The 17,212-nt window shown below is 59.3% G+C and carries 12 protein-coding genes; 5 read left to right on the top strand and 7 right to left on the bottom strand.

Annotated features, from left to right (window positions below; all coding sequences use genetic code 11):
* Window positions 1–17 precede the first annotated feature (17 nt).
* Both lepA and TBK1r_RS16045 read right to left on the bottom strand, forming a co-directional pair.
* On the bottom strand, window positions 18–1,817 hold the full coding sequence (lepA, locus tag TBK1r_RS16050; protein WP_145212576.1) for a translation elongation factor 4: 1,800 nt from the start codon (window positions 1,815–1,817) through the stop codon (window positions 18–20).
* Entirely contained in the window at window positions 1,814–2,875 is a 1,062-nt protein-coding gene (locus TBK1r_RS16045; protein WP_145212572.1) for an ROK family protein, read from the bottom strand. Before TBK1r_RS16045 ends, lepA begins: the two co-directional genes overlap by 4 nt.
* A gap of 251 nt (window positions 2,876–3,126) precedes the next feature.
* Here TBK1r_RS16045 and TBK1r_RS16040 point away from each other — a divergent pair, with 251 nt between their 5' ends.
* Window positions 3,127–4,410, top strand: a complete 1,284-nt coding sequence (locus tag TBK1r_RS16040; protein WP_145212570.1) for a glycosyltransferase family 4 protein — start codon at window positions 3,127–3,129, stop codon at window positions 4,408–4,410.
* A 103-nt stretch (window positions 4,411–4,513) separates the two neighbouring features.
* On the opposite strand, the gene TBK1r_RS16035 is transcribed toward TBK1r_RS16040, so the two are convergent.
* The 5 genes from TBK1r_RS16035 to TBK1r_RS16015 form a co-directional block, all read right to left on the bottom strand.
* Entirely contained in the window at window positions 4,514–5,296 is a 783-nt protein-coding gene (locus TBK1r_RS16035) for a class I SAM-dependent methyltransferase (RefSeq protein WP_161501396.1), read from the bottom strand.
* A 53-nt stretch (window positions 5,297–5,349) separates the two neighbouring features.
* On the bottom strand, window positions 5,350–6,492 hold the full coding sequence (locus TBK1r_RS16030; protein ID WP_145212567.1) for a glycosyltransferase family 4 protein: 1,143 nt from the start codon (window positions 6,490–6,492) through the stop codon (window positions 5,350–5,352).
* Between the two features lie 113 nt (window positions 6,493–6,605).
* Window positions 6,606–7,670 (bottom strand): vWA domain-containing protein, encoded by a 1,065-nt coding sequence (locus TBK1r_RS16025; RefSeq protein WP_145212564.1) that lies wholly within the window; start codon window positions 7,668–7,670, stop codon window positions 6,606–6,608.
* An 84-nt stretch (window positions 7,671–7,754) separates the two neighbouring features.
* Entirely contained in the window at window positions 7,755–9,203 is a 1,449-nt protein-coding gene (locus TBK1r_RS16020; protein ID WP_419581401.1) for a tetratricopeptide repeat protein, read from the bottom strand.
* Window positions 9,200–10,309: a multiheme c-type cytochrome gene (locus TBK1r_RS16015; RefSeq protein WP_419581400.1), complete on the bottom strand. Its 1,110-nt coding sequence runs from the start codon at window positions 10,307–10,309 to the stop codon at window positions 9,200–9,202. The genes TBK1r_RS16020 and TBK1r_RS16015 overlap by 4 nt, the downstream gene beginning before the upstream one ends.
* Window positions 10,310–10,801: 492 nt before the next feature.
* On the opposite strand from TBK1r_RS16015, the gene TBK1r_RS16010 reads away from it, so the two are divergent.
* From TBK1r_RS16010 to TBK1r_RS15995, 4 genes are all read left to right on the top strand, one after another.
* Window positions 10,802–11,584: a hypothetical protein gene (locus TBK1r_RS16010; protein ID WP_145212554.1), complete on the top strand. Its 783-nt coding sequence runs from the start codon at window positions 10,802–10,804 to the stop codon at window positions 11,582–11,584.
* Between the two features lie 224 nt (window positions 11,585–11,808).
* The gene (locus TBK1r_RS16005; RefSeq protein ID WP_145212551.1) at window positions 11,809–12,006 is read left to right on the top strand and encodes a hypothetical protein; all 198 of its coding nucleotides are present in this window, start codon (window positions 11,809–11,811) and stop codon (window positions 12,004–12,006) included.
* Between the two features lie 634 nt (window positions 12,007–12,640).
* Window positions 12,641–13,924, top strand: a complete 1,284-nt coding sequence (locus TBK1r_RS16000; protein WP_145212548.1) for a DUF1559 domain-containing protein — start codon at window positions 12,641–12,643, stop codon at window positions 13,922–13,924.
* A gap of 136 nt (window positions 13,925–14,060) precedes the next feature.
* Window positions 14,061–17,036: an FG-GAP-like repeat-containing protein gene (locus TBK1r_RS15995; protein WP_145212545.1), complete on the top strand. Its 2,976-nt coding sequence runs from the start codon at window positions 14,061–14,063 to the stop codon at window positions 17,034–17,036.
* Window positions 17,037–17,212: the final 176 nt, after the last annotated feature.

Here is a 17,212-nt window from a genome sequence, read left to right as displayed (position 1 = left end):
CGAAAAGCGACCGCGGATCAACCTCCCTCGGCTTCGCTCAGCACGGCCATGAACGCTTTTTGGCTGATCTCGACGTTGCCGACCGCCTTCATGCGTTTCTTGCCTTCTTTCTGTTTCTGCAACAGCTTGCGTTTCCGCGTGATGTCACCGCCGTAGCATTTGGCCGTCACATTCTTTCGCATCGCCGGGACGGTTTCTCGGGCGATGACGCGACTGCCGACGGCGGCTTGGACCGCGACTTCGAACATGTGCCGGTCGATTTCGCTTTTCAGCTTCTTGGCGACCGCGCGTCCGCGTCGGTCGGCATCGGCCCGGTTGCAAACGATGCTTAACGCGTCGACCCGGTTGCCGTTGACCAAAAAGTCCAAGCGGCACAAATCGGCGGCTTCGTAACCGACCATCTCGTAGTCCAACGTTCCGTAGCCGCGGGTGCAGCTTTTGATTTTATCGTGCAGGTCATAGACGACTTCGGCCAACGGGATGTCGTAGGTCAACATCGCCCGCTGGGCACCCAGGTATTCTTGAGACTTCTGAATGCCGCGTCGTTCTTGACACAGTTTCATCACCGCACCGATGAAGTCGGTCGGGACGATGATGTTGCATCGCACGATGGGCTGACGAAACTCTTCGATGTCGCCCGGATCCGGGACGTCTTGCGGTTTGTGCACCGTCTTCGTCTCGCCACGCTTGTTGACGATCTCGTAGGTGACGTTGGGCGCGGTTTGCACCAGGTCGATGTCCGATTCGTTCTCCAACCGTTGCTGGATGATCTCCATGTGCAACAGCCCCAGGAATCCGCAGCGGAATCCGAACCCCAGCGCGTCACTGGTCTCGGGCTCGAATTCGAAACTGGGATCATTGACCGCCAACCGCTCCAAGGCGTCGCGGAGGTCACTGAAGTTCTGTCCGTCGCTGGGGAATAGCCCGCAGTAAACCATCCGCTTGGGACGGGCGTAGCCCGGCAGTGCCGGGGCGGGGTTGTCGCCGGCGATGCTGACGGTGTCCCCGATGTGCACGTCACCGATGCTTTTGATGTTGCAGATCAGATAGCCGACTTGGCCGGCCACCAATTCGTCGCGAGCGACACGCTGGGGCGCGAACTGGCCCAATTCGACGACTTCATGAGCCGTTCCGGCGCGGAGGAATTTGATCTTCTGTCCCTTGCGTACCGTTCCCTGCATCACGCGAACGTAAGTGATCGCGCCGCGGTAGTCGTCGTAGTTGGAATCAAAGACCATCGCTTGCAGGGTTGCTTGCGGGTCACCGGTCGGGGCGGGAATCCGATCGACGATCGCATCGACCAGCGCCGCGACACCTTCGCCGGTCTTGGCACTGACCCGAACGCAGTCGTCCGGATCGGTTCCCAGCGAGTGCATCATCTCTTCGGCCACTTCGTCCGGCCGCGCGTGCGTCAGATCAATTTTGTTGATGACCGGGATGATGTGCAGGTCATGCTCCATCGCTGCGTAGGCATTGGCGACTGTCTGAGCCTCCACTCCCTGAAAGGCGTCGACCAACAGCAAGGCGCCTTCGCAACAGGCCAACGATCGCGACACTTCGTATTGAAAGTCGACGTGGCCGGGCGTGTCGATCAAGTTCAATTCATAGTCCACGTTCCCGCGTTTGTAGCGCATCGCGACCGCGCGGGCTTTGATGGTGATGCCTCGCTGACGTTCCAGTTCCAGATCGTCCAGCAATTGCTCTTTCATCTGTCGTGTGCTGACCGTCCCCGTCTCCTCGAGCAGTCGGTCGGCGAGCGTGCTCTTGCCGTGATCGATGTGGGCGATGATGCAGAAGTTTCGAATCTGTTTGGTCATGATTGTTTCATTGCTTGTTTTCGCGCGTACCCGGCCAATCCGAGGTATCCCGCGTCGGCACCCAAGTTCGCGAATGCGATGGAGGTGCCGTCAAATACATTTTCAAACGTCCGGCTTTTGAATTCTTCGATAATGCCGGACAAAAACCGTTCTCCGATCGGGCAACCGCTGCCGCCAAAGTTCATCGCGCCGCCCAGCGTTACCACGCCGGGGTCCAGTGCGTGCACCAATGACGTGATCCCGATCCCCAGCCATTGTGCCGTTTCGTCCACGATTTCAAGTGCCACGGCGTCTCCTTCATCGGCCGCCTCGTAAACCTTTTTCGCCGTCAATTCGCTGTTGCTGCCCCCCAGTAGGCCACTGAGCGAACTCTCGGCGCCCGCGGTCAACCGTTCGCGGGTGCGGTCCACCACGGCGCTGGCGCTGGCATAGGCCTCCAGTTGCCCGCGGCCCCCGCCCCAGACACACAACCGTGCTTTCGGCGACGGATCCACCAGGATGTGCCCACATTCGCTGCCGAAACTGTTCACTCCGTTGACCAACTCGCCGTCCACGATGATTCCTCCGCCGACGCCCGTGCCCAGGGTCAACAGAATCATCGAGTTCGAATCCCGTCCCGTCCCGATCCAAAATTCCCCAAATGCTGCCGCGTTGGCGTCGTTCAAGAACGAAATCGGACGTCCGAGCAACGCCTTGAGTGCATCAACAATTGCAAATCCCCACCAGGAAGGCAATTGCGGCGGGGCGACCAAAAGTCCGTTGGCAAGGTCCATCGGCCCGGGGGCGCCCAAGCCGATGTGTGGAACCTGTCCGACGACACCCAAACGGCTCTCGACCTCCGAGACCACGTCGGCGATTCGTTGCATCGCCGCCGGAGCTCCCTCGCCCTCACGGGTCGGGATTTTCTCATAAGCGACCGTGTAGCCCTGTTCATCGACCAAACCGAGTTTGATCCCGGTGCCGCCAATGTCGATGCCCCAATAGTACGGTGCACTCGACTGCTCAATGGGGTGGATTTGAGACGACGTGACGGGCGCCGGGTCGCTGGAAAGACTCATAGTTGCGTTTTGGGGTGAGAAACGGTCCGACGCATCGCCCCTAGGGTTTCCAGTGGGTTACGGTTGTCGCCGGTTGATCGCGGCGGCCGCTTCATCGCGACCGCCAGGTAATTGGGTATGCCCGTGGGGTGGGACTAACAGTTGATTGGATCTGACAGTTGATTGGATCTGACAGGGCGGAGTATAGAAACGGTCCGCTATAGTCACAACGAGCGTTTTCCTACAGTTTCCCCCCAATCCGTACCCCCCCCATGAAAGTTGTGTATTTGACCGCTGGAGCTGCAGGAATGTTTTGCGGCAGTTGCATGCACGACAATGCGATTGCCCGGGCATTGGCCTCCATCGACGTCGAGTGCATTCTGCAGCCGGTGTACACGCCGATTCGGACGGACGAAGAAAGTGTTGCCGTTGGGAAGGTGTTTCTTGGCGGCATTCACGTCTATTTGTTGCAACAGATGCCCTGGTTGCGGTTCCTGCCCCGCCCGGTCCGCGGCCTGTTGGATGCTCCCATGCTGGTCCGCTGGGCGACGCGGCGTGCCGGCGGCGTCGATCCGGCCAAACTCGGCGAGCTGTCTGTTTCGATGTTGCGCGGAGCCGACGGCCGCCAAGCCGAAGAATTCAATCGTTTGACCGACTGGATCACCACGGAGCTTAAACCCGACGCCGTCGTGCTGACGAATCTTTTGATCGGCGGAGGACTGCCGCAACTGCGTGAGCGGTTGCCCGACGCCAAGTTGATCGTGGTGCTGCAGGGCGATGACATCTTTCTCGATCATCTCCCCCAAGCGGCCCGCAGTGCGGCGATCGAACTTTGCACCCACCTGGTCCGGTACGTGGATTACTTCTGTGTCCACAGCCAGTTCTACGCCCAAAAAATGGGCGCGCTGTTCGAGATTCCCGACGAGAAACTGGTCATCACGCCGCTCTCGATCGATCCGGCACCGTTTAGGACGAGCGATCGACCCAACGAACCGTCCGCAGGCGAATTTCGTTTGGGATACCTGGCCCGCATCGCACCGGAGAAAGGATTGCATCGCTTGGTCGAAGCCTTTGAACGCATCGCCGCCGACGACCCGACCATCACATTGCACGCGGCCGGTTGGCTGGGCAACGGAAACGAACCCTACCTGCGCTCGCTCCAAAAACGTTTACAGGATGCGGGACTGGCCGACCGGTTCACCTATCACGGCAGCCCCGATTTGGCCGGCAAGGTGCGTTTCCTGCAAAGCATCGATCTGTTGAGCGTGCCCACCGAATACGAAGACCCCAAAGGATTGTTTGTGTTGGAGTCTTTGGCGGCCGGAACACCGGTCGTGATGCCCGACCACGGTGCCTTCGGTGAATTGGTTCGTTCCACCGGCGGCGGTGTGTTGGTCGCCCCGGACAGCATCGATGCCCTCTGCGCCGCGATCGAAGAACTGAAAGCGGATCCGAGCCGACGACGCGCGCTGGCCGAAGCCGGCCGGCGCGGCGTCGACGAAAAACATTCCATCGCCACCGCCGCCAAGGAGTTGGCGGATTTGATCAAGCGGTAACCACGGGGCTCGGAGGCAATCCCGCTAAATCGTCAAGAGTCACCGCCGTGGCGTCGCGGTCGTGAAAGGAGCAGACACGAAGGACAATCCGCCCTACGCCGCATCACGCCGCGCGACGTACCGTGGCGACGGCCCGTTGAAAGTCGTCTTGCAACAAGGACCTTCGCCGCCGGAATGGGGTTAGGACTCGGCTGGCTTTGTCTCTCAAGATCTGGGTGACCCACAGCGGGTTGATCTTTGATTGACTCATCAGGTGTATCCCGCGATAGGAAACCAGTTGACGCCCATAGTGCGCCGCGACGGTCTGCAACGCCCGCTTGGACCACAGACTGATGTGTTGGCCGCCGTCCAAGACGTAGTACCACCACTGATCGGGTTGCGGGGCGGGATCGGGAACCGGCTCGGTGGAGATCAGCCAGTGATCGGCCGTCGCATCCATCCGTTGCAATTCCCTGTGCGGATTTTCAAAGTGTTCAAAAACCTCAAACGCTGTCAAAAAATCAAATCCGTTGGCAGACGATTCGGCTTCCAACCCCGCGGCAAACAGGTTTTGACAGTACGGGTCACGATGCAGAAAATGGTGTCCGCGGTCACGCATCATTCGCGTGAACATCCCGTAGCCGCCGCCATAGTCCAGGCAATGAAAGGCCTTGGGATAAATGAATCGCAGCAGCAGATCGGTGATCCGAGCGAACCGTTCGTTGCGTGCGATCAGTCCGACATCGGAAGCAATGATGGCATCGCCGTAGGCCTCTTCCAACCAATACGGTTTTTCGGTCTGAATGAAGTGGCAATCCCGACAGCGGAAGTATTCAATTTCGTATTTGCCCAAAATCGTCGCGTGGGCGAACGAATCGGCATTGTGGCGACATACCAGACAGTCCATCGTCATTGTTTCTTTTGCAGACCGGTGAAAAGGAATTGCGGATGAGAGTCGAGCTAGACCGCACACAACAATCGGTCGCGGGACGGTTTGGCGTTCTCCACCAATCCTCGATAGACCGCGGCCGTGCGCTGTGCCGTGGTCTGCCAGGTGAAACTCGCCGCCCGCTGTCGCGCCGCCTGCACGATCTCCTGCTGCATCGGCAACGCATCGGTCAGCGCCGAACGCATCATCTGGGCAACCATTTCGACATCGTCGGGATCAAAGTAGTACCCGCACTCGCCGACCACTTCACGCATCACCGGCAGATCGGAAACCATCACGGGGGTACCCGCTGACATCGCTTCGAGCGACGGCAACCCGAACCCTTCGGCGCGGGACGGAAACAAGAATCCACGGGAATGCTCGTACAGCGTCCGCAACAACGCATCGGGAACATTCGGCATCAAAATGGCCGAGCCGTCATCCCGCCACTCCAGCTGCGCCGCCTCGCGACGTTTCATCGGCGGTCCGACCACGACCAGTTTAGCTTCCTCGGGCAACGTGCCGCGCAATCGTTTCCACGCGTTCCAAACGACTTCAAAGTTCTTGTAACTGTTGCGACGACCGACGAACAACACGTAAGGCTTGTCCGTCAAGACATCCGGCAGCGGCGCGGGCGTGATGTCCGACAGAGAGGTCCCGAGCGGAATCACCGATGCCTTGCCGCGACAATCGGGAAAGCGATCACACAGCTCATCGTGGGTCGCCTGGGAAATGCAAATCAGATGATCCGCCGCCGCAATCGCATCGTATTTCAGGGCGATGTGTTTGCCGGTCGGATCGAGCGACGGAACGGCCTCGTGCACAAAGTCCAGAATCGTCGCGACCAGCGGACGGTTGCCCCGCCGAATCGCCCGCCGACACAAGCCGCTGTAGTACGTCCAATGCTCCACGTCGGCGTCGATGGCGTCGAATTGCTGGGTGATTTGACGCTGCATGCGATCACGCGTCAGTTTTCTCAGCCAGGAAACCGATGGCTCCGTTTGCACCCCGTGATAGCGCAATTGTGGGTTGCAAAGTTCAGGCTCGTCAGCGGCCGGACCGACCACCGCCGGCTGGCAATCGGTTGGCAAGTGGTGGATCAGCTCGCTGAAGTAACGGGCCACACCGCCCCAACGCAGGATCTGGAAGATCGCGCCTTCGTATAAAACTCTCATTTTGGATCACACTCGCAAACCTATTGCCCAATCGAACCGCAACCGCCCGAATCCATCAACCGACGGTCTGTACCAAATTCTGGCCGTCGCTGAAAAGAGAGTTTGTGAAACTCCTAAATTCGGCCGCGGCGGCGTGATCGGCGATCCCCCGGACGCTGCCGACGATCGGTGTTTCGTATCTGAAAGAACTTCAACACCTGTTCGCGATGTTCGGGACCGAACGCCATCACCAACAGATACTCCATCAACCGTTCGCTGTCCTTCATCACAAACGCTTCGCCACCGCCGGCCTGGGCGATCAAATAGAACTCGGGCATTGGTGTGGCACTGCGGCACGTCACGGTGTAAACGCGTCCCTTGTCATAGCCGTGGAACTCCTTGGCCAGGTCCAGACAGGTTTGCACGTCGGACCGATGCGGCGGCGCGTCTCCAAAGACCAGCATCACCTTCTGAGCTTGTGGGCGAAACCGGTTGGTCCGGAGCGCCCACGCCATCCCGGCCTGAACGGCTTCGGGGTGGTCGCCCCCACCCTGGGCGTCCGCGGCATTGACGAAACTTTGCACCTTTTGGACGTCGCTATCCAGTTCAATGCCGCGGACGAGATAGGCTTCGTTTAAATCCCGATAGGTCGCCAGAGAAAACCTCGCCTTGGGGACCTTTTCCAAGACGACCTTGCCGATCTCGCTGATCCGTCGTTTGACCGCATGGATTTCACTTTTCATGCTGCCGGTGCTATCAAACACCACCGCGATGTCGATGCCGTTGAGTTGCGCATCGCGAATCCGGTTGGAGAACCCCCGCGAATAGCCCTTCAACGCGCCGCTGAACAGGATTTCCACGTCGACGTCTGGCTGGACGTTTGTCCCCTGAATCTCAATGGCGTCCAGCTCGATCGGCACGGCGACGACGTCTTCCACGGCCGGTTCGACATCCAGTTCGATCTTGTCGATCACGATCGACTGGATCTCGGGCGGTTTCTGATCGATCGGTTCACCGATCTCGATCACAAACGGTTCGTTGACTTCGATGCGATAGCTAAGCAATGCCAGACCAATCAGCACGACCAAATGGACGATCAAGCTGACCAATGCCGCCGGGGCGCGACGCAGGAACTCGTCGACGACCTCGTCGTCCTCCGCCACCCCGGCTTTCGGCTGGATTCCGGTCTCCTCTCGCATGCCATTTATCTTACCCGAGACGGCGGCTTGGAGTGGCAGTCAAACTTTCGCAATTGGGTGAAGTCGTCCGCGATTGGATGCTTATCATTGGGAACTTGTTCCATCGTGTCCACTGCACAAGAATGCATGAAACGCTTCGGTCGATTTCGCCACGCCGGACTGCAGACGCTGCAATCGGTCGCGATTGATTTCGGCAATTGCCTGCGATGCCTCTTGGGCGGACAGCGTCCCACGCGAACGTTCCAGCGCGACCCGTACGGTGCGCCACGCCAACGCTTCCAACGGACGAGCCAGTTCGTCCAACAACTCGGCCAAACGCGAGACCTGGTCGAGGTCGATGTCTGGATCGGAAGCCATTTGCTCGCCGATCTGATGCGTCTCGGCGATCAGCTCGGCGCGGCGGGATGCTTCGGCGGCTCGGTCATCCAAGTCCAATGCATGGAATGATTCAGCCATCAGCCGATAGGACGCTGCATCGGTCGGGTCGCGCATGATGGCGTTGCAAAGACACCGGACCGCTTTTTGATGCTCACCCTGATTGGCATGATGGGTGGCCATCGCGAACCAGTAATCCGATGCATCGTTCGGCGTCGACCGCGACGATTGCGCCCATCGGGTGAGCGCTTCGCTGTCCTGTCCTTGAAGGTGCATTTGGGCGTGAATACGTCCGACGAGCGCATCAAGATCTGGATCGTTTGAGTCGGTCTGCTTGAGCGTCTGCAACGCGTCTTGCCAGTTGCCTTGGCTGATTTCAAATCTCGCTCGGCCCAGCAGACCGATCGGTTCCAGTTCGTCGGTATTGGCGTCTGCGGCAAACGGATAAGCCAGCCGCAACAGCGACCTGAGGTTGGATGGTTCGACGACACCGCTTTGGCACAACTGACGAAGATACGTGGCCGCTTCCGATCGCCGCCCTTGGCGCAACAGCAGTTGCGCGAGTGTTCGTTGAGCCATGCTGGCGTCGGGGACTTCTTTTAAAATCTCGCGGTAACGTTTTTCCGCTTCGTCATAGCGGCCTTGCAGGACCAACCAATCTGCGGTCTGACCATAAATGGGTAATCGGGCGTCGGGCAGCTCGACCAACAAGTCATCGAGCATCTTGACGGCTTCGGGAAACCGATTGCGCTCGGCCAGCACTCGCGCCATCAAGAACGTGGATTGTGGATCGTCCGGTGCCGCCGAGGTCGCCTTGCGGGCCAACGCAAACGCGCGATCTAAATCATCCGATTCGAGCGCCGTCAATGCCGCGTCATGCAATTCCGCAGGCTCTAACTGTGGTTCGTCCACGGCAGCCGACGCCGGTGTCGACTCACTCGCCGGATCGCCCGTCGGCTCAACAGGCGAGCGATCGATTTCGGGAACTCGATCGGTCGAGCCAGGCGAGACCACAACGTCTGCGACGCCCGGCACGTCCGTCGCAGGGTTGGAACTTGTTTGGCCAGTTTCGATCGTCGCCGCATCGTTGCGGCAGCCGACGAGTAGCAACACGGTGACGCACAGCAGACCAGCAGCAAGGTTGGGTGTCGATTTCATTTGTCGTCGCGCACGCGGATCCAATGATCGTGAAAGCCGTCGCCCAATCCGTCTAACTTCAGCGCCGGCATGTGACACTCGATGCATCCCGTCGTCGGTGAAACCGGACAGACCACATGCGACGCAGCGGCCTGATTGGTCTCCGACATCTCCGCGTGACAGGCAAGGCAGTTTTGTTCGTGTTCCCGCGGAGTCGTTGCTGAGATGGTTTGATGAGGGTTGTGACAGGTCGTGCACTTCAGTCGTCCGCCGGATTGCACGAAACACTCGCTGCGAAGCAGACCGACGGGTTGAAAACGTGCCAACAGATCCGGGTACTCACGCAATTGCTTTCGCGAGATGTCACGCGGCATCCGATGGCAATCGCCACACAGTTGCAGCTCCGATTCGGCATCCCAATCGGCGCGCCCGACGGAGAACGGCGGAGGTGTTTTCATGGCTCGTGCTAGACGAACATGTTCGCTCGCCGGCCCATGACATTTCTCGCAGTTCACGTTGGCAGTCAGGTCGACAATCTGCTGATCGACGATCTCGCCGGTCGTGACATGGCAGTACACGCACTTGCGCATGATTCGACCTTCGTGACGATGGCCGAATAGTTCGGCCGCCGTTTCCGGAATGCCGTCATGTTGGCCGGGCGTTTTGCCCAATGAGTCGGCCGCCGCCATCCAAGACACTCGATGCTCCAACGCCACCGTTCCTTCGTCCGGGTCGGGCAACAAGGACAGCAGCGTCATCGACTTGTGACCGAGCGCGTACTCCAGGCGAAACGGCTGATCTCCAAACTTCTCTGGGATGCGGACGAACAAGCCTTGATCGTCGGCGTGGTAGGTGTACGTGCCGAACGGTTCCCCGGCGTCATACGATTTGCCGACAAACTTGCCGGCCACTTCAGGATCCTTGGTGCTGCGAAAGGTCGTGGCGTGGCCATGGTGGCTGTGCAGCTGATGGTTCTCGCTGTGGCATTCCAAACAGACTCGACGACCCACATACGTCGGTTCGGCCGCCTTTACCGCGGGGGCGACGGCGGGTGGGGCGTGCCTTGAGACCATGCTGCCGAGCGCGACCAAGACGATCAGCACGGCCGCGACGGGGATACGATTCAAAACAGACTCCTGGGGATTCGGCAGCGCCATGACGATCGGCAGCACCAGTCAGTCTCTGACATTTTGACTGTCCCCACAAGAAATAACGACACCGCTTCGTCACCTTTTACGCCGAAATCGGTCGGGACGCGGCTCGCATGTCACCCCGAAGGGACGACGCCGTCGAGAATTTTCGGTGGACGTTCCGCTGGTGGTGATCGGATCCTGGTCCTCAATTCCCGGTCAGGTCACAGCGGTTGTAGCGGTCAGCCCATTGCGGACGTCACCCACCGGTGGTGAATGCCTCTGCACGCGTCGCTTGAGGACCATTTCCGACGAATCCTTCATCGCAACGCCTGCTCAGTGAACCTCAACGACGCGGCGGCCTCACGCTGGCGCGAACCGGCTGATGTCAATTGATGATCAGCCGTTTGACGTGGGGCCTACGGGCCTCGGCCAGAGCAAACGACCCTTCATGAATCGTCCGTTGCCTTAGCACTCGGGCCTCCCCTGATGAATTCCACCACCGGCATCAATTCTCGGCGACGCTTTGCCTTTTGGCTCGGCTTCGCAGCGCTCTCGCTCGGCGAGCGGATCAGGGTCGGTGCGCTCGATGATCTGACTGCGGTGGCGACGTCGATTGCCGGCAGTGATGGAATCGACCTGCTTCCCAACAATCCGAGTCCGTCCGATGGGGTTGTGAGAGAGTCGCTCGCCGAACACTGGTCGATCGAGCACAACACGTCCTGGCGTTGGTATGAACGTGAGAACCTCGTCCGCGGCGACTGGAAAACCACCGGTGTGACCATTCCCATTCACCGGGAAACGGGGAACGCCTACACCGGGCAAACCGGGTACCTCGACGAAAGCCTGGTGCCCGACGTGATCTTGATCCCGGCCGATCGCAAACGGTTGAAACGCCCCTTGGTGGCGATCGATTCATGGCAGGATCGACAGGTTACGATGAAACCCTCGCTGGCCGATCTGGTCTTTGAAATTCAAGACCCAGAAACAATGCCGGTCGAATTCGGCGACCGCTCGCAAAGTGACGCCGGTCGTTCGAGTGATGAGCGGCGCGGCCGTCATGGTCGACCACCGAGCCAATGGCTGCGCAGTCTGACGACCCGCGAGATCAGGGTCTGGCTTGCGAAAGTGGAGATCCAAGAGGCGCTCGTCAGTGGCATGACCTTTCGAACGCATCTGACCCGTGATCATCTGTTTGATTCCGACAGGATCGCGGGGCTGACCGACGCGGAACTCGCCGAGCTGCACGGCGCCGCCCACGCAGGGTTTTAGTCACCCAGCGCGGGAAAAGTCCTGTCCGTTGGGGCGGATCCGAGAGGGCGAGGGGGTTCACTGGTCCACCCTGTAGCTTGTGGCTTTGTGGGTGAAAGTTCCTTTACGGGGGGATAAAGGCGTCTTAGACTGAGCGGCGATGTGCCCAGATCCTTCTTGCGCATCGCGGGTCTTCCTTTTCTACCAGGCATTCATTGGCCGTTTATTTTCATCAGGGAATCAAAATGAAGAAGTTACTTGTCCTTGTTGCGCTGCTCGGATTGTCCGTTCCCGCGCTGGTCGGTTGTGGTTCGGGCTCTCCAACCGTGATTGAACCGGTGACCGAGGAAGACGGCGCAATGAGTGCCGACCAGCAACGTCAATACGAAGAAATGATGCGTAAAGGCGGGTCGTCGCGGGCGACCGCTCCAAAAAGTAAGTAGGCACGCGGTTTCGTCGTCACGCTGTCTTGGTCTCTTTTGCCAACCGAGTCCTTGGGTGGCCCCAAGACAGCGCCCCAAGACGGCGGCCGTGTCAATCCTTGTTGATTTCACGGCCCTTCTTGATCTCATGGCGATGGGGACGTCCCCACGCCGGCTCGATCGCGGCTGAAGTCAATCGATGATCAGGCGAATCGTTTAGACGGGCCAAATCGAAGCGGTTCGTTGCGACTCGAAATCGGTCGCGACTTATCTTAGCAGTGGACGAATGACGCGAGCGGGCTGTCGATTGATGCCTGCATGTGTGAGCAAGGGGCCACGCGGCGCCCCTCGCTCAGGCGCCGGGCTAAATACATCGCGCTGAATTCATCACGTTGACTAAATCGATAGCCCGCGAGCGTGTGAATGCGTTGATGCAGGGCAAAAGTGGAGGGGTGTGTGAAAAATTCGCCCCTCTGCAGGGCTTTGGGCTACCCACTGTTTTGCCGTTTTTTTCGCGAATTGTGAACAATTGATGTCTTATTCTTCACTCCGATTCCGCGAGATAGGGGTAAAGTGGCCTGCTCTAGACACAATTAGTGTCATTTGATCATCCCTTTTTCCTTTTCCCCTCTCTCTCTTTTCCAGGAGACCGTAAATGGTTCGTCGGAAATCGTTGACGAGTGGTTTCACGCTTGTGGAACTGTTGGTCGTCATTGCCATTATTGGTATTCTCGTTGGTCTGCTGCTTCCAGCAGTCCAAGCGGCTCGCGAAGCCGCACGTCGTATGAGCTGTAGCAATAACTTCAAGCAAATCGGCTTGGCGCTGCAGAACTATCACTCTGCCTACAAGCAGAATCCCGTCAACAACGGCGGTACCGGGCTGGGTCACAATGCAGGTGGAACGCGAGTCGGTTCTTGGTGGGAAGGCTCGGTGACCACCAACAATGAAGAGTTGAGCGCAATGGTCGGCTTGACGCCGTTCATGGAGCAGCAACCGATCTGGGACCAGATCACCGCGGGTGGATCTGCAACAACGGACGGTTCGACACCGAACACGCCGACCGGTCTGTGGTCTCCGATGGGACCCAACCCGCGGCATGACCGCGGTGACCAAACCGACCGATTCATTCCCTGGGCGACCGAAATCCCCACCCTTCGCTGCCCCAGCGATCCGGGAACCGGACGTCCCGGTCGTGGACGAACCAACTACGCCGCTTGTGTCGGTGACTCGTTCAGCCAGGTTTGGGACAACGGTCCCAAAGAAGGCAACTTGTCTCCGCCGCCAGATGATTGGCGCCCGATTTGGTTTAGCGCCGCAGATCGCGGTTACTTCTCGCGCAAGCGGGCAACCAAGTTCCGCGACGTTTTGGACGGCTTGTCCAACACCATCGCGATGGCCGAAATCGTGACCGACTTGGGCGACCGCGACAGACGCAGTTCGCTCTCGATCACCAACGGTGGTTGGGTTGTCGAGAAGAACCCGCTGCACTGCGTCGAAGCCAATCAGCTTCTGCCCGACTCGCCGCTGTTTTGGTGTGACGATGCAACGCTATGCACGCCGCCACCGATTGTCGCCGAGAACACCAACGGTCGTGGCATGAACTGGGCGTGGGCCTCGATGGGCATGACGATGGTCAACACCATCCGACCGCCGAACTCGGAAGTCTGCTTCAACGGCTGGCACGACAACGTCGGTTCGGCTCCGCCGAGTAGCCGCCACCAAGGTGGTGCCCACATCTTGATGGGTGACGGTGCGGTGATCTTCATGACCGATTCGGTCGAATCCGGCGACCAAAACTCGCCCACCAACGGTGCCTGGGATTCGCCACGAGCACCCGGTGCGCTCTACAAGACCGGCAAGAAAAGTGTGTATGGTCTGTGGGGATCGCTCGGCAGCCGGGCTTCGAAGGAAACCATCGAAGAACAGTTGAACCAGTAGTGTCGTAGAACGATTCTGCTGAACAAGACACCTCGTCCGTGTAGTCCGCGGGCGAGGTTTTTTTGTACGAGTTTGTCACCTGCAACCATCAGCCGTTTGGCGGCAACGAGCGGCAACCCCTACCCATTTTCCAAACGTGTCCAAGCGGATTTTTGCTTCGATCTTCACCCTCGCGGTGACCTTTCTGCTGGTCGGATGCCGGCGCGATTCAAATCCAGACGCCACTCGCGACTCGGATCAGGCATCCGTCACGGCGGACAATACTGCGGACCTGCAGTCTGCTTTGAAGGACGCGCGGGCGCTGGCCGAGAGCGGCGATCATGACGCGGCCGCCCAAACGCTGTATGCCTTGATGATTCGTCACGGTGACAACGACGATGCCAAGACGCTCACCGCCCAAGTCGAGGCCGCTCGGGGCAACCTGGAATCCGCCGTCGACATTTCACGCTCGGTCGACCCCGATTCGTCCGTCTGGCCCGCCGTCATCGATCTGCGTTATCAAGTTCTGGCCAAGCTCGGGCGCCCCTCGGAAGCCGCCGACACACTGCTGCAAGCGCTCCAAACCAAGCAAGACCAACCGCGGTGGCGTCACGAAGCCTGGCGGCTGTTGAACTTCGTCGGACGCCGACAGGAAGCTTGCGATCAGGCCCTGACACTGTGCCGCTTGGGCTTGGCCAGCGAGCCGGAATTGTTCTCCCTGATCGGTCGTCGCCTGGCTTTTCCGACACCCGATCTGATGAAGGTCCTGCTGACCAAAGGCCAACCGCCGGAGAACCAATTCGCGCCGGGACTGGGAAAAGCCCGCTGGTACTTTAGCCTTGATCAGCATGACCGCGCCCTCGAGCAACTCGCCGACCAAAGCCGCGAGGGCTTTGAAAGTGTGGCCGCCCAAGCGTTCTATGGACGGCTGTTGGCCGAAACGCAGCGATGGGAGGCGTTCGGGCAATGGCACGCAAGTCTTTCACCCGAGGTGGAACAATTCAGCGACTACTGGTCCGCCCTGGGGGTCTTTTTTATCGACAGCCGGGCTCACGAAGCCGCGGCCGCGGCGCTGCTGGAATCCATCACTCGCGATCCGACCGACCGAGTTTGTTATCAGCGTCTCGGGAAAGTCCTGGCGGCACTCGATCGTCCCGAGGACAGCGCGCAGTTTCGAAACCGGGGCGTGGAAATCGCACAGACCGAACGGCTGGCCAAGGAGGTGGGCGAAGCTTCGGCGAACAGGGAAAAACGAACTCAACTGGCGCGCTACCTGATGGAACTCGGACGCCCCTTTGAGACACTCGGCTGGACCTCGACCCTCTTGCCCGCCGACGCGATCGGGCCGCGGCAAATGGTTTCTCAACAGCGCGCCCAGCTTTTGCAAGACCCGTCGGTGGCGGACATGACGGTCGAAGTCTCCTTGCTGGGACTCGCCCCCTCGGACTTTGAGATGAAATCTCAGCGAGAAAAGCTGTTGGTCGGTACGCCGTCGGAACAACCGCGGACGTCGACGCCGGCACGTGACGTCGCCGCCACGCCGCGTTTGGTCAATCGAGCCGGCGAGCTGGGATTGAATTTCCAGTGGTACAAGGACGTGGAAATCGACTTGGCCACCATTCCTATCCATGAATCGCTCGGTGGCGGGATCGCGGTGCTGGACTATGACCTGGATGGTCGGCCCGATGTTTACCTCGCGCAAGGATCAGGCGACCCGCCAACCGATCAATGCACGCGTTCCAATGTGTTGTTCCGTCGCGAGTCGTTGAGGTTCGTTGACCAGACCGTCGCCGCGGATGCGGAAGACTTTCATTATTCCTCCGGGCTGGCCGCCGGCGATGTCAATCAAGACGGCTTTCCCGATCTGTTCCTGGGCAGCCTGGGGCACAACCGTTTGTTGATCAATAACGGCGATGGAACCTTTCGGGAGCAGACGTCAGGGCTGGGAACCTTTCCAGATCGGTTCACCGCTTCGGTCGCCATCGCGGATCTCAACGGCGATCAACTTCCGGACCTGTTCGAATCCAATTACATCGAGATGGAAGGCGGGTTTGCACTGCCCAAAAAGGGGCCGGATGGCAAATGGATCTCACCCACTCCGCTGTCGCACTATCCCGAATCCGATCGCTGGTTCGAAAACTTGGGCAACGGTGCATTCCGACTCCATGAGATCACCCGCTCGATCGCCAGTCCGGGAACCTCGCTGGGGCTCGTCGTGACCGATTTCCAATCCGACGGAAAGAACGAGGTGTTCGTCGGGATCGACGTGCGGCCGAATCATTTGTTGGTCCAAAACGGCGAAAACTCGTTCGTCAACGTGGCCGACACCAACGGGTTGGCCAACGGATTCAGCGGTGCGGCCAACGGGTGCATGGGGATCGCGACAGGTGACTTCAATCGCGATGGCCGACTCGATTTGCAGATCGCCAATTACTCGCTCGAACCGGCCAACCTGTATCTCCAAAACGAATCGGGAGATTTCACCGACTATAGCGTTCGATACGGACTCGCCGCGGCGACGAATCCTTACGTCGGGTTCGGGACCAAGGCCGTCGACTTTGATCGAAACGGCTTCCTGGATTTTATCGTCACCAATGGGCACATCTTTGACATCCGAGACCAGGGGGAACCGTACCAGATGGCGCCGCAAGTGCTGATGTCCGATGGCCGCGGTTTGACTCTCGCCGACGTCGAAGACGAATCCGGTTACTGGGACCAGACGTACCTGGGCCGGACGATCGCCATGTTGGACGATGACCGTGACGGTGCGGCCGATTTCTTGGTCGGACACCTCGATCAACCGGTCGCGCTGCTGCGGGACGAAACACGTGCCGATGGCCAGTGGATTCAAGTCGAACTGATCGGGACCACCAGCGAACGCGATGCCATCGGCGCCAAACTCTCGTTGACGGTCGACGACACACCATTGGTCGAATGGGTGACCGCCGGCGACGGATACTTTTGCAGCGACGAACCCGTCATTCAATTTGCATTTCCGCCGACTCGACCCGATGCAATCGTCCGTCTGCAAGTGCATTGGCCATCGGGTTTGGTCCAAGACGTCGGCGCGATCGAGGCGAATCATCGGTACCTGGTCGTTGAGGGCCAACCGGAAGTGGAACAGCGGTGGTGAGAGCTTGGTGGAGGGCCGTTGGCCGAGACGACCGCCCAGCGACACTCCGTGTTAAACTTGATGCTGCATTCACTGTCGGTAGCGGAACGGCGCGAGCCGTCCGGTTTGACCTTGAAAGACCGGAGGGCTCGCGCCCTGCCGCTAACAAAAGTCCCCCGTTTGGCGCCAATGTAAGT

This window comes from Stieleria magnilauensis, from assembly GCA_007753675.1.
Classification (GTDB): Bacteria; Planctomycetota; Planctomycetia; order Pirellulales; family Pirellulaceae; genus Stieleria; species Stieleria magnilauensis.
The sequence above is the reverse complement of the archived record's forward strand: the minus strand, read 5'-3'. Positions and strand labels throughout refer to the sequence as shown.

What these genes read in the sequence shown, in the direction of transcription:
- lepA (WP_145212576.1), bottom strand. Translation starts at nt 1,817, where the DNA reads ATGACCAAACAGATTCGAAACTTCTGCATCATCGCCCACATCGATCAC.
- TBK1r_RS16010 (WP_145212554.1), top strand. Translation starts at nt 10,802, where the DNA reads ATGAATTCCACCACCGGCATCAATTCTCGGCGACGCTTTGCCTTTTGG.
- TBK1r_RS16025 (WP_145212564.1), bottom strand. Translation starts at nt 7,670, where the DNA reads ATGCGAGAGGAGACCGGAATCCAGCCGAAAGCCGGGGTGGCGGAGGAC.
- TBK1r_RS16035 (WP_161501396.1), bottom strand. Translation starts at nt 5,296, where the DNA reads ATGGACTGTCTGGTATGTCGCCACAATGCCGATTCGTTCGCCCACGCG.
- TBK1r_RS16000 (WP_145212548.1), top strand. Translation starts at nt 12,641, where the DNA reads ATGGTTCGTCGGAAATCGTTGACGAGTGGTTTCACGCTTGTGGAACTG.
- TBK1r_RS16030 (WP_145212567.1), bottom strand. Translation starts at nt 6,492, where the DNA reads ATGAGAGTTTTATACGAAGGCGCGATCTTCCAGATCCTGCGTTGGGGC.
- TBK1r_RS16045 (WP_145212572.1), bottom strand. Translation starts at nt 2,875, where the DNA reads ATGAGTCTTTCCAGCGACCCGGCGCCCGTCACGTCGTCTCAAATCCAC.
- TBK1r_RS16040 (WP_145212570.1), top strand. Translation starts at nt 3,127, where the DNA reads ATGAAAGTTGTGTATTTGACCGCTGGAGCTGCAGGAATGTTTTGCGGC.
- TBK1r_RS16020 (WP_419581401.1), bottom strand. Translation starts at nt 9,203, where the DNA reads ATGAAATCGACACCCAACCTTGCTGCTGGTCTGCTGTGCGTCACCGTG.
- TBK1r_RS16005 (WP_145212551.1), top strand. Translation starts at nt 11,809, where the DNA reads ATGAAGAAGTTACTTGTCCTTGTTGCGCTGCTCGGATTGTCCGTTCCC.